A 12,576-nucleotide genomic window follows, 5' to 3' on the forward strand; every position below is an offset into this window, starting at 1 on the left:
AGGGAGCCGGGCGGCGGCGGCGATACTGGACCCATGAAGCTCAGCCGCCGCGTGTCCTGGTTCCTGCTCGCGTTCGGGGTGTGGAGCTGGTTCATCTGGATCACTTTCGTCAAGAACCTGTGGCAGGACGGCAGCGGGCTCGCCTTCGACGACGCGGGCGAACCGACCGGGTACTTCTGGGTGCACCTGCTGCTCGCCATCACGTCCTTTTCTCTGGGGACGGCGGTCGGCGTGATCGGGTTGCGCGGAGTCCGGGCTTTGCGCGACGACCGCGCATGACGACGGGAACATGGGGGAGCTCGGATGGCTGCAGTGGTCTTCGCTCTGATGGGGCTCGTGGTGCTGGTGCTGCTCGGCACCGTGCACCGGTATCTGTGGCGCCGCTTCGTCGGTGACACGACGGCGCCGGGCAGCCCGCTGCGCCGGGTGGGCACCGTCGCGGCCTTCGTCCTGCCCCTGCTGAGCGTCGGCGCGATGATGTCCGGCCGGGTGGGTGCCCCCTTCTGGCTCCAGCAGGTGCTGGCCTGGCCGGGCTTCCTGTGGCTCGCCTGTCTGCTCTACCTGACGCTGGCGCTGCTCGTGGGCGAGGTCGTACGTCCGGTTCTCCTGCGGGTCCTCGCCCGGCGCGACGGGGCGAGGCCGGGGGGCGATGCCCGGACCGTTCCGGAGCCGGCCGCGGCGGCCCCGGTGGAAGGAAACGGAAGCGGAACCGGAACCCCCGCCGACGTCCCGGGCGAGCCCCGCCCCCGTACCGAAGAACTGGTGCCGTCCGGCCCGGCCGGGGCCTCCGCCCGATCGGAAGCGGCCGGGAATGCGGCACCGGCCCCCGTGACGGGGACGGAAAGGGAACGGGAAGCGGAACCGGCCGCCGAAGACCCGGCCGCCCCGGCCACCTCGACCACCGCCCCCGCCATCACCCCTGCCGCCGCGCCCGGTCCTGCCTCGGCGCCGGCTCCTGCCTCCGTGGCTGTCTCCGCCCTCGCGCCCGGCCCTGCCTCGGCTTCTGTCTCCGCGCCGGCTCCCGCCATCGGCCCCTCCCGGCGGCTCTTCGTCTCCCGGGTCGTCGGCGGCGCGGCGGCCGCCGCCGGACTCGCCACCGTCGGGTACGGCGCGTACGGCGTGCTGCGCGGGCCCAGCGTCCGGCGGATCACCGTCCCGCTGGCCAAACTGCCCCGCGCCGCCCACGGCTTCCGGATCGCCGTGGTCAGCGACATCCACATCGGCCCGATCCTCGGCCGCGCCCATACCCGCCGGATCGTCGACACGATCAACGCGACCTCGCCCGACCTGGTCGCCGTCGTCGGCGACCTCGTCGACGGGTCCGTCGCGGACCTGGGCTCCGCCGCCGAACCGCTGGCCGCCCTGCGCGCCCGGCACGGCAGCTTCTTCGTCACCGGCAACCACGAGTACTTCTCCGGTGCCGAACAGTGGGTCGACCACGTCCGCGAGCTGGGCCTGCACCCCTTGGAGAACGCCCGGGTCGAGATCGAGGGCTTCGACCTCGCCGGCGTCAACGACATCGCGGGCGAGACCGAGGGGCAGGGCCCCGACTTCGCCCGCGCGCTGGGCGACCGGGACCGCGGCCGGGCCGCCGTCCTCCTCGCCCACCAGCCCGTCGTCATCCACGACGCCGTCGAGCACGGTGTCGACCTCCAGCTCTCCGGCCACACCCACGGCGGACAGCTCTGGCCCGGCAACTTCCTCGCCGAGCTGGCCAACCCCACCGTCGACGGACTCGAACGCTACGGCGACACCCAGCTCTTCGTCTCGCGCGGCGCGGGCGCCTGGGGCCCGCCGGTCCGGGTGGGCGCCCCCTCCGACATCACCGTCGTGGAGCTGGCGTCCCGTCAGGCGTAGTTCCGTTGCGGGTGCGACGGTCCGGGAGCCCCGGACCGACATCATGAAATCCACACCGAAGAGTCACCGTCAGCTACGGAAACGCGCAGGCAGGAGGCAGGAAACAGCCTTTTCGGACAGGGTTTCGGGTGCGTGTCCAATAAAAGGCTGTGAGAGCCCCATTTACTCTTCCAGATGTGAAAATCGTGTGATTGGGTAAGCGCGAACATGCGGCGATGTGCGCGTCACAAACGCGACCGCCGAGGTGGGGCTGGTAAGGGAGAGCACGGCAATGCGGTCGGTCCGGGTACGGATTCTCGCGATTCTCGCGGTTTTGGTCATAGCGGGCGTCGGCGCCTGGCAGCTGCTCCCGTCCGGGGAGGCGAAGACCGATGCGATCACTGTCGGGACATCGGACGTCGTCACCTCCCTCGACCCGGCCGGCGCGTACGACGCGGGTTCCTGGGCGATCTACAGCAACATCTACCAGTCGCTGATGACCTTCAAGCCCGGTGCGGTCACGCCGGAACCGGACGCCGCCGAGAGTTGCGGGTTCGTCGGGCAGAAGCTCCAGACGTACCAGTGCAAGCTCCGTGACGACCTGACCTTCTCCAACGGCCGCAAGATCACCGCCGAGGACGTCAAGCACTCCTTCGACCGGATCTTCACGATCAAGTCGGACGTCGGCCCCGCGGGCCTCTTCCCCACGCTCGACACGGTGACGACCGAGGGCCGCACGATCACGTTCAACCTCTCGGGCAAGGACGCGACCTTCCCGCAGAAGATCGCCACCGGCGCCGCCGCGATCGTCGACCCGACGAAGTACCCGAAGGACAAGCTCCGCCGGGACAACCAGGCCGACGGCTCCGGCCCGTACGTCCTCAAGTCGTACGAGCCGGGGAACAGCGCCGAGCTGGTGCCGAACCTGAAGTACAAGGGCGCGCTCAAGAAGACCGGCGAGGCGGTGAACATCCGCTACTTCAAGACCTCCGAGGAGCTTCAGACGGCCTGGGACGCCGACGACGTGGACATCGCCCACCGCCAGCTGCCGTCCGAGACGCTCGCCGAGCTGAACGTGAACGACCCGGACGTGCGGGTCACCGAGGCGGCCAGCGCCGAGATCCGCAACGTCATCTTCAACCTGCGCGAGGACTCCCCGTTCAAGGAGAAGAAGGTCCGCCAGGCTGTCGCCACGCTCCTCGACCGGGGGCCCCTGGTCCGGAAGGTCTACCAGGGCACGGTCGACCCGCTGTACTCGCTGATCCCCACCGGCTACATCGGGCACAGCACCCCCTTCTTCGACGTCTACCCCTCCTCCGACCCCAAGCGGGCGGCGCAACTGCTGAAGGAAGCCGGCGTGGAGACGCCGGTCGCCGTCAACTTCGCCTACCGCGAGGGCGACATGTACACCAAGGAGACCGCCGAGCTGCGCCGGCAGATGGAGAAGGACGGGCTGTTCGAGGTCTCGGTCAAGGCCGTGGAGTGGACGAAGTACCAGAAGGAGTACGCGGCCGGTAAGTACGACATGTACACCGTCGGCTGGTTCCCCGACTTCCCGGACCCCGACACCTTCAGCCAGCCGCTTGTCGGCACCGGGAACGTCCTGCACAACGGCTACTCCAGCAAGAAGATGGACCAGCTGATCGCCGCCACGCAGCAGTTCAGCGACCGCAGCCGGACGGCGGGCGACTTCAAGGACATGCAGTCGCTGGTCGGCGAGGACGTCCCCCTGCTGCCGCTGTGGCAGAAGAAGGACTACGTCGTCGCCAAGTCCGAGGTCGCCGGTTCCCAGTACCTCTCCGACGGCACCGGCACCTGGCGCCTGTGGGAACTCAGCTGGATCTGATCCGGACGGATCAGCCGGCCGGCCGGGCCTCGGGGGGTGTACCGCCCCCGGGCCCGGCCGTCTCCGTACCCGGCAGGAACTCCACCAGCAGCGCGTGAATCTGCCGCACCAGCGGTCGCAGCACCCGGAACCGGGAGAGCGAGATGGCCCGTGCGGCGATCGGCGCGGTGCGCTCGACCAGCCGGCGGCTGCGCTCGGCGCCCTCGCTGCGGTCGTACACCCAGAACAGCACCAGACCCATCTGCATCAGCCACATCAACTGCGGCAGCAGCGGAGCCAGTTCCGGGTCGCTCTTGACGTCCGCCCCCGCGACGCAGCGTTCGTGGATGGAGATCGCCGCGTCGCGGGCGGCGGCCGAGTCCTCGGAGAACGGGGAGAGCGGGCTGTCCGGATCGGCGGCGTTCTTGAAGAACTGGGCGGCGAAACGGTGGTACGGCTCCGCCACGTCCAGCCAGCCGAGCAGCACGCCCCTGACGCGTACGGTCAGATCCCCGTCGCCCTCCAGCACGGGCCGGACCGCCGCGGCGTGTTCGTCGGCGATGCGGTCGTAGAAGCCCTGGACCAGGTGTTCCTTCGAGGAGAAGTAGTAGTAGGCGTTCCCGACCGAGACGCCCGCCTCCTGGGCGATGGCCCGCATGGTCGTCCGGTCGTAGCCGCGCTCCGCGAAGAGCCGGAGCGCCGTCTCGAGAATCAGCGTGCGGGTCTGCTCGCTCTTCGCGGCCCTGGCCGGTTTCTTCTCCTGCACGTTCTTCTCTTCCTTCACCACGGGCCCAAGGCTATCGGGGCCCCCACGGCCCCCACGGCCCTCCGGGTGGAACGGCGCACTCGCGGACCCCGGGGGCGCGGGGCGGCAGGACCGACGAGCGGCAGCGGGCGGCGGCCTGGACGGCCCCGGGGCGAAGGGCCGCCCCGCCGGGGTGGGGTCAAAGAGCCTTGGGCCCGGTCGGCCCGGTCGGCCCGGTCTGCTCCGTCAGGGCGTCGGCGATCTCCTCGCGCAACGCCTCGCCGTACAGCGGTGTCACCTCCGCGAGCGCCGTGTTCCACTCCTCGGCCGCACGGTCCACCGCCTCCCGGAAGCCCCGCGTCACCAGGCCCCGGGCGAAGAACAGCGCCACCGCGCCCACCGGCCGCAGCAGCCACCGCCCGCGCACGACCAGCACCACGGAGACCTGCCAGGAACCGTCGTGCGCGGCCGGGCGCGGGGTGATGGTCAGGCGGGCCTTGCCCAGCCGGTGCACCGCCCGGCCGGCCACCGCGGGCCGGGCGGCCGGGGGCGCGGAGGCGGGCCGGTCCACCGCCGCCCACCAGGCGGCCGGATCGGCCTTGCCGCGGCCCGAGAAGCGGTACAGCGAGCCGCCCTGCGGATTGTGCCCGGACAGGGAGAGCTCCAGGGCCCCGGGCGTCAGCGGATCGCGCAGCCGTACGCGCGCCCGGACGGAGAAGGAGGGCTCCTCCAGGACGCTCTCCACCTCGATGGAGCGGGAGGGCCGCCACTCACGCAGGACCGTCGCCCCCGTCAACGGGACAGCGCCCGGGACAGCGCCCGGGACGGCGCCCGGCGCGGCGTCCGGGACGGCGCCCGGCGCGGCGTCCGGGGCATCGTCCGTCCCGGTCCCGTCCGGTGTGCTCCTGTACCGCGCCCCCGGCCGCAGGTGACGTCCCTTCACCAGCCGGAGGCCGTCCACAACCCGTCCGTCGGCCAGCAGGATCGCCCCGCCCTCGCCCTCCCGGGAGGCGTCGAGGAGGTCCAGCAGCGTCCTGGTGGCCTCCTCGAACCAGTCACGGTCCAGGGCCCCGACGGTGACCGTGTGCTCGAAGCGTGCCATGCGTGCGGTCCGTGACTCAGGCGCTCATGGAGCGGGCCTGGTTGAGCTGGCCCATGACCGCGGGGAAGGTGTGCGGGCCCATGGCCGGGATCATCGTGGAGTGGTGCCGGCCGCCGCTGGTGACCGTGACCTGGATGAAGCCGGTGGTCCGCTTCTCCTTCATCAGCAGGAACAGCAGCCCGATCAGGCAGAACAGCGCGAAGACGATCGCCAGCACGACCGCGTGCGTCGGGATCTTCTCCTCCGTGCGCGACATGTCCGTGGCCGTCCAGACCGCGCCCTTGAGCGGCATCGAGCCGGAGGGCGTGACGATCGCGTCGTTCATCACGGTGATGTCGCCGATCGTCAGCACCGGCACGCCGCCCTGGCCGGGCGCTCCCTGCGGCACCGGGAGGTACTGGCCGGGCATCGTCGGCTGCGCGTGCTGGGGGTACCCGTAACCCGGGCCCGGCTGGGCCGCGGAGTCCGGCAGGGGCTGCGGATAGCCGTAGGCGGGCGGGGCGCCCGGCGCCGCGTAGCCGTACCCCTGGCCGTCGGCGACGGTGGGCTGGTGGCCCGGCTGCTGGGGAGGGCCCCACTTGTACGCGTCGTCCGCGTACGGATTCGGCTCGCTCACGACGATCCCCGTTCTCTTTCGGTCTTAAGCTCGCTGAACCGTACCGCCCGTCCGGCTCCGGCGCAGCAACAGGCCCCGCCCCCGCGAGGTCAAGGCTGCGGGGGCGGGGCCTGTCGGCGTAACAGGTGCTACGGGAGGGTCAGAAGCGACGCGTGATGAGCGCGCGCTTCACCTCCTGGATCGCCTTGGTGACCTCGATGCCACGCGGGCAGGCGTCCGTGCAGTTGAACGTGGTGCGGCAACGCCACACGCCGTCACGGTCGTTGAGGATCTCCAGCCGCTGCTCGCCGGCCTCGTCGCGCGAGTCGAAGATGAAGCGGTGCGCGTTGACGATCGCCGCCGGGCCGAAGTACTGGCCGTCGTTCCAGAACACCGGGCACGAGGACGTGCACGCGGCGCACAGGATGCACTTGGTGGTGTCGTCGAACCGCTCGCGGTCCTCGGGGGACTGCAGACGCTCGCGGGTCGGCTCGTTCCCCTTGGTGATGAGGAAGGGCATGACATCGTGGTACGCCTGGAAGAACGGGTCCATGTCGACCACGAGGTCCTTGAGGACCGTGAGGCCCTTGATGGCCTCGACCATGATCGGCTTGTCCGGGTTGATGTCCTTGATCAGCGTCTTGCAGGCGAGCCTGTTCTTGCCGTTGATCCGCATCGCGTCGGAACCGCAGATGCCGTGCGCGCAGGAACGGCGGAACGTCAGGGTTCCGTCGAGCTCCCACTTGATCTTGTGAAGGGCGTCGAGGACACGCTCCTTCGGGTCGATCTCGATCTGGAAGTCCTGCCACTGGACCTCGTCCGACACCTCGGGGTTGAAGCGGCGGATCCGGAACGTGGCCGTGATGAACGGCGAGTCGGCGAAGCCGGCCTCGGCGTTGCCGGTCTTGTCCAGGGTCGGGGTAGCCATCAGTACTTACGCTCCATCGGCTGGTAGCGGGTCGTCACGACCGGCTTGTAGTCGAGCCGGATCGACTCGGCGCCGTCGGCGGCCACCTCGCGGTACGCCATGGTGTGGCGCATGAAGTTGACGTCGTCGCGGTTCGGGAAGTCCTCGCGGTAGTGACCGCCGCGGGACTCCTTGCGGGCGAGCGCGGAGACCGCCATGACCTCGGCCAGGTCGAGCAGGTTGCCCAGCTCGATGGCCTCCAGCAGGTCGGTGTTGAACCGCTTGCCCTTGTCCTGGATGGACACGTTGAGGTACCGCGCGCGCAGCTCGGTGATCTTGTCGACCGCCGTCTTGATCGTCTGCTCGGTGCGGAACACCATCACGTTGGCGTCCATGCACTCCTGGAGCTCCGTGCGCAGCGTGGAGACGCGCTCGGTGCCGGTGGAGTTGCGCAGCCGCTCGACCTGGTCGGCGACCAGCTGGGCGGGGTTCTCGGGCAGCTCGACGAAGTCGCTCTTCGACGCGTACTCGGCGGCGGCGATGCCCGAGCGCTTGCCGAAGACGTTGATGTCGAGCAGCGAGTTGGTGCCCAGGCGGTTGGCGCCGTGCACGGAGACACAGGCGACCTCGCCGGCGGCGTACAGGCCCGGGACGACGGTGGTGTTGTCGGCCAGCACCTCGCCCTCGACGTTGGTCGGGATGCCGCCCATGGCGTAGTGCGCGGTCGGCTGGATCGGGATCGGGTCCGTGTAGGGCTCGATGCCGAGGTACGTCCGCGCGAACTCGGTGATGTCCGGGAGCTTGGCGTCCAGCTGCTCCGGCGGCAGGTGCGTCAGGTCCAGGTACACGTGGTCGCCGGCCGGACCGCAGCCGCGGCCCTCACGGATCTCCGTGTAGATGGAGCGCGAGACGACGTCACGGGACGCGAGGTCCTTCATGACCGGCGCGTACTTCTCCATGAAGCGCTCGCCGTCCTTGTTGCGGAGGATGCCGCCCTCACCGCGGGCGCCCTCCGTCAGCAGGATGCCCATGCGCCAGATGCCCGTCGGGTGGAACTGGAAGAACTCCATGTCCTCCAGCGGCAGGCCGCGCCGGTAGCAGGCGGCCTGGCCGTCACCGGTCAGGGTGTGGGCGTTGGAGGTCACCTTGAAGAACTTGCCGGTGCCGCCGGAGGCGTAGATGACCGACTTCGCCTGGAAGACGTGGATCTCGCCGGTCGCCAGCTCGTAGGCGACGACGCCGGCGGACTTCTTGACCCCGTCGACCTCGGTGATCAGCTGGTCCAGGACGTAGAACTCGTTGAAGAACTCCACACCCTCCTTGACGCAGTTCTGGTACAGCGTCTGGAGGATCATGTGGCCGGTGCGGTCGCCCGAGTAGCAGGCGCGACGGACCGGGGCCTCACCGTGGCCACGGGTGTGACCACCGAAGCGGCGCTGGTCGATCCTGCCCTCGGGCGTGCGGCCGAACGGCAGGCCCATCTTCTCCAGGTCGAGGACGGCGTCGATGGCCTCCCTCGCCAGGATCTCGGCGGCGTCCTGGTCGACCAGGTAGTCGCCGCCCTTGACCGTGTCGAAGGTGTGCCACTCCCAGTTGTCCTCCTCCACGTTGGCGAGCGCGGCGGCCATGCCGCCCTGCGCCGCGCCCGTGTGGGAGCGGGTGGGGTAGAGCTTCGTCAGCACGGCGGTACGGCTGCGCTTGGTCGACTCGATGGCCGCGCGCATGCCGGCGCCGCCGGCGCCGACGATGACGGTGTCGTACTTGTGGATCTGCATGGTTTCCTCTGGTCCCTCTGTCCCGGCGCCTAGCGGATGTTCGGGTCGAAGGTGAAGATCACCAGCGTGCCCAGCAGGACGGTGAACACCGTGGCGGTGTACAGGAGCATCTTCAGCCAGAAGCGGGTGTTGTCCCGTTCGGCGTAGTCGTTGATGACCGTACGGAGACCGTTGGCGCCGTGGAGCATGGCGAGCCACAGCATCATCAGGTCCCAGACCTGCCAGAACGGCGAGGCCCAGCGGCCCGCCACGAAGGCGAAGCCGATCTTGGAGACGCCGCCGTCGAGCACCAGCTGGATCAGCAGGTGGCCGATGACGAGGACGGTCAGGAGGATGCCCGACAGGCGCATGAAGAGCCAGGCGTACATCTCGAAGTTGGTGCGCGAAGCCTTGGGTGTCTTGCCCGTGCGCTTGCGCGGGGGCTCGATCACCGGGGCCGGGTGGTCGACGTCGTAGAGGCTCACGCCTTCGACGTCGCCGATCGCGGCTGCGGAAGAAGTCTCGCTGGACATGGGCCTCAGCTCCCGAAGACGTCGCGTACGGCGTGACCGAGGACGGGGTACAGGGCCCCGACCATCAGCACGATCCAGATGCCCACCACGGTCCAGAGCATCTGCTTCTGGAGTCGCGGGCCCTTGGCCCAGAAGTCCACGGCGATGATCCGGAGACCGTTCAGCGCGTGGAAGAGAATCGCGGCCACGAGGCCGTATTCGAGGAGCGCGACGATCGGCGTCTTGTACGTGGCCACGACTACGTCGTAGGCCTCGGGGGAGACGCGGACGAGAGCGGTGTCCAGGACATGTACGAACAGGAAGAAGAAAATGAGGACACCGGTGACTCGATGAGCCACCCAGGACCACATGCCTTCCCGGCCGCGGTACAGCGTTCCAGCCGGCACGGAAGAACCCTCCGGGAGCGGGGATTGGGGTCGGCCGGCTTGACTGTCGGTCTGACCCGGCCGGGTACGGTCCACCGGCCCCGGCCATCGTAGCGACGCATTGTCGGTTCGCATCCGCCGGGGCCTCTGGTGTGATCAAAGTGGCAATCAAACAGGCACGTACGGGCTAGCGCGCCCCTTACCGCCGGGGGTCCGCCGTCACCAGCTCGACGATCCTGCTCCGGGCGAGTCGCCGCAGCTCCTCGGCGGTCACGGCCCGCTCCTCGTCCGGGTCGTGCGCCAGCCGGACCCGGATCCCGGCCAGCACCTGGTCCACGTGCTGGGAGGGCCGGCAGGCGTCCAGGCAGATCACGAAGGCGTGGCCGAACCGGCTCTCGTACGCCGCGTGCGCGGCCCGCAGCGCCAGATGGGCGGCGCGGGGAGCGTCGTGGTGCAGGCAGGGGGCCGGCTCCGCGGCCAGGGCCTCCGCGATGTCCCGGGGCGCGAGGTCGTAGCCCGCCTCGTCGGACGCGGCCAGTAGAGCGCCGAGATCCGGGTAGGGGCGGTGGGCGGCCATCCGGTGGGCCCAGCGGAGACTTCCGCAGCACTCCAGGAAGGCCGCCTCGGCGGCGGCGAAGGGCAGGTTGTTGAAATGGGCCAGGCCGACGGCATGATCGACCTGCGGCGCGCCGGTGGACGGTGCTCCCGGGCCGTCGGCCGGAAGCGGGGGGTGCGGCTGCGCGGGCACGGCCGGGTGGCCGGCCGGGGGCGCGGATCGCTTCGGCAGGCCGGCGGGGGACTCGCTGGACCTGGACAGCGTGGACTCCTCGTATTCAACGACAGCTATGACTCCGTGGCCCCGCAAGGAGCCCTCTGCCCCTGGAAGACAGACCAGGGCGCACCGAGGTTGCCCGGCGTGGGAGTGAGTTCCGCGGGGGCGGGAGTGATGGGTGGCGGGGGCGAAGGGGGTGGGGGTGAAGGGAGAAGTGACGGGAGAAGTGAAGGGAGGGACGAATGTGCCGCAACGCTAGCGAGATCGGTCGACGGCCGTCCGGTGGACCGCGGAAGAATCACCCGAACGGGAGAGTTTCGGAACGCGTGATGGACGTCTGACCTGCGCCGACCGGGGTTCTGTTCGATCTCCCGGAGCCCTCGATGGGCGAGGCCCCGGCAAAAATGTCAACCTTGCACCCACTTCACCCGTTTCATCGTCTCTTCACTCGTTTCACCCGTACTTGCCCCCTCAACGGAGGAATCTGCCCGATGTCGCCCACGCGTGGTGCCCTCGTCACCGGCGCGGCTGTCACGGCCGCGGCCGCCGTCGCCCTCACCGTCGTCGTCTGGCCGGAGGGGTCCGGCAGCGGATCGTCCGGCGACACGGCGTCGCCCTCCGGCACCTCCGCCGAGGCCGCCGCCCCGTCGCCCTCCCGCAGCTACCCGATGTCCAGCACACCGAGCACGATCCCCGCCGTGCGCGAGCACACCCCGGCCCGGGGGCCCGGTTGGCAGCCGGGCAAGGACAGCACCGTCGTCATCGCCCGGGGCAGCCAGGTGCTCGCCGACGAGGCGGAGCTGCTCGCCAAGGAGCTGAAGATCCGCTACCGGGGCGCCGAGCCGGCGCGGACGGGCGACGTCGAGCTGGCGCTCGGCGACAAGGACGCGGGCCCCGCCGAGTCGTACACGCTCACCGTGCGCGACCGGAAGGTGAAGATCACCGCGCCCGACGAGTCGGGCGTCTTCTACGGCACCCGCACGCTGAAGCAGTCGCTCAAGGCGGACAGCACGGTCCCCGAGGGCGTCGTCAACGACCGGCCGGACCGGCCGCAGCGCGGACTCAACCTCGACATCGCGCGCAAGCACTACAGCGCGGAGTGGATAGAGGACCGCATACGCGAGATGGGCGACCTCAAGCTCAACCAGCTCGGCCTGCACTTCTCCGACGACCAGGCCTTCCGGATCGAGTCGAAGACCCACCCCGAGGTGGTCTCCGACGAGGCCCTCACCCAGGACGAGGTCCGCGGCATCGTCGCCCTCGCCAACAGCCGGCACATCGAGGTCGTCCCCGAGATCGACTCGCCCGGACACCTCGGCGCGGTGCTGGCCGCCCACCCCGACCTCCAGCTGCGCAACACCGCGGGCGTCGAGTCGAAGGGGTCCATCGACATCTCCGAGCCGGACGCGGCCAAGCTCATCGACGAACTGCTCGACGAGTACACCGAGCTGTTCCCGGGGCGGTACTGGCACCTCGGCGCGGATGAGTACCAGGCGCTGACGGTCCAGAACCCGGCCGCCTCCTACCCGCAGCTCCAGCGCGCGGCGGAGGAGAAGTACGGCGCCGGGGCCACGATCGAGGACCTGGCCACCGGCTGGCTGAACGACCGCGCGGCCGTCGTCGTCCCGAAGGGCCGGACCGCCAAGGCCTGGAACGACGGGCTCTTCCGGGACACGAAGGTCAAGGCCGACGAGAACATCGAGATCGAGTACTGGACCGGCAAGGAGATCGGCGCCCGCCCGCCGCTGGAGTACCTCGCCGCGGGGTACAAGATGCTGAACCTCAACGACGAGTTCCTCTACTACGTACTCGGCGAGCCCAACGAGTTCGTCTATCCGACCGGCGAGCGGATCTACGAGCAGTGGACCCCGCTGGTCATGCGCGGCACCGAACCGGTGGCGGAGCGCTACTCGCCGCAGATCCTCGGCGGCCGGTTCGCCGTCTGGGGCGACCTGCCGAACGCGCAGACCACCCAGCAGGTGGCGGACGGCATCAGGATGCCGCTGGTGGCGACCTCGCAGAAGCTGTGGGATCCCCGGAAGCCCTCGCTGAGCTGGGCGCGGTTCCAGGAACTGGCGAAGCGGACCGGCAGCGCGGGCTGAGGCCGGGGGCGCCCCCCGGCGGCGTGTGAGCCCGTGGACA

Annotated in this window: 12 protein-coding genes; 4 read left to right on the forward strand and 8 right to left on the reverse strand. The window is 70.1% G+C overall.

Annotation, left to right across the window (positions count from 1 at the left end; genetic code table 11):
* Positions 1-33: 33 nt before the first annotated feature.
* From PSQ21_RS22140 to PSQ21_RS22150, 3 genes are all read left to right on the forward strand, one after another.
* Positions 34-279: an SCO4848 family membrane protein gene (locus PSQ21_RS22140; protein ID WP_274032348.1), complete on the forward strand. Its 246-nt coding sequence runs from the start codon at positions 34-36 to the stop codon at positions 277-279.
* 24 nt (positions 280-303) lie between these two features.
* A complete protein-coding gene (locus PSQ21_RS22145) occupies positions 304-1,857 on the forward strand; it encodes a metallophosphoesterase (protein WP_274032350.1) in 1,554 nt (517 codons plus the stop codon).
* Between the two features lie 271 nt (positions 1,858-2,128).
* Positions 2,129-3,682 (forward strand): ABC transporter substrate-binding protein, encoded by a 1,554-nt coding sequence (locus PSQ21_RS22150; protein ID WP_274035885.1) that lies wholly within the window; start codon positions 2,129-2,131, stop codon positions 3,680-3,682.
* A 10-nt stretch (positions 3,683-3,692) separates the two neighbouring features.
* Here PSQ21_RS22150 and PSQ21_RS22155 read toward each other — a convergent pair whose 3' ends face one another.
* The 8 genes from PSQ21_RS22155 to PSQ21_RS22190 form a co-directional block, all read right to left on the reverse strand.
* Positions 3,693-4,448, reverse strand: coding sequence for a TetR/AcrR family transcriptional regulator (locus PSQ21_RS22155; protein ID WP_274032352.1), 756 nt, complete (start codon positions 4,446-4,448; stop codon positions 3,693-3,695).
* 157 nt (positions 4,449-4,605) lie between these two features.
* Positions 4,606-5,508 carry a hypothetical protein gene (locus PSQ21_RS22160; protein WP_274032354.1) on the reverse strand — a complete coding sequence of 301 codons (903 nt, stop codon included), beginning with the start codon at positions 5,506-5,508 and terminating at the stop codon, positions 4,606-4,608.
* 16 nt (positions 5,509-5,524) lie between these two features.
* Positions 5,525-6,124, reverse strand: coding sequence for a hypothetical protein (locus tag PSQ21_RS22165; RefSeq protein WP_274032355.1), 600 nt, complete (start codon positions 6,122-6,124; stop codon positions 5,525-5,527).
* Positions 6,125-6,263: 139 nt separating this feature from the next.
* Complete coding sequence (locus PSQ21_RS22170; protein ID WP_189518253.1) at positions 6,264-7,031, reverse strand: succinate dehydrogenase iron-sulfur subunit; 768 nt, start codon at positions 7,029-7,031, stop codon at positions 6,264-6,266.
* Positions 7,031-8,785, reverse strand: a complete 1,755-nt coding sequence (gene sdhA / locus PSQ21_RS22175; protein ID WP_274032358.1) for a succinate dehydrogenase flavoprotein subunit — start codon at positions 8,783-8,785, stop codon at positions 7,031-7,033. The genes PSQ21_RS22170 and sdhA overlap by 1 nt, the downstream gene beginning before the upstream one ends.
* Positions 8,786-8,814: 29 nt before the next feature.
* Positions 8,815-9,297 (reverse strand): succinate dehydrogenase hydrophobic membrane anchor subunit, encoded by a 483-nt coding sequence (locus PSQ21_RS22180; RefSeq protein ID WP_274032360.1) that lies wholly within the window; start codon positions 9,295-9,297, stop codon positions 8,815-8,817.
* Between the two features lie 5 nt (positions 9,298-9,302).
* A complete protein-coding gene (sdhC, locus tag PSQ21_RS22185; RefSeq protein ID WP_274032361.1) occupies positions 9,303-9,683 on the reverse strand; it encodes a succinate dehydrogenase, cytochrome b556 subunit in 381 nt (126 codons plus the stop codon).
* Positions 9,684-9,861: 178 nt separating this feature from the next.
* Complete coding sequence (locus PSQ21_RS22190; protein ID WP_274035886.1) at positions 9,862-10,410, reverse strand: 2-oxo-4-hydroxy-4-carboxy-5-ureidoimidazoline decarboxylase; 549 nt, start codon at positions 10,408-10,410, stop codon at positions 9,862-9,864.
* Positions 10,411-10,925: 515 nt separating this feature from the next.
* On the opposite strand from PSQ21_RS22190, the gene PSQ21_RS22195 reads away from it, so the two are divergent.
* The gene (locus tag PSQ21_RS22195; protein WP_274032362.1) at positions 10,926-12,536 is read left to right on the forward strand and encodes a family 20 glycosylhydrolase; all 1,611 of its coding nucleotides are present in this window, start codon (positions 10,926-10,928) and stop codon (positions 12,534-12,536) included.
* Positions 12,537-12,576 lie beyond the last annotated feature (40 nt).

This window comes from Streptomyces sp. MMBL 11-1, assembly GCF_028622875.1.
Classification (GTDB): Bacteria; Actinomycetota; Actinomycetes; order Streptomycetales; family Streptomycetaceae; genus Streptomyces.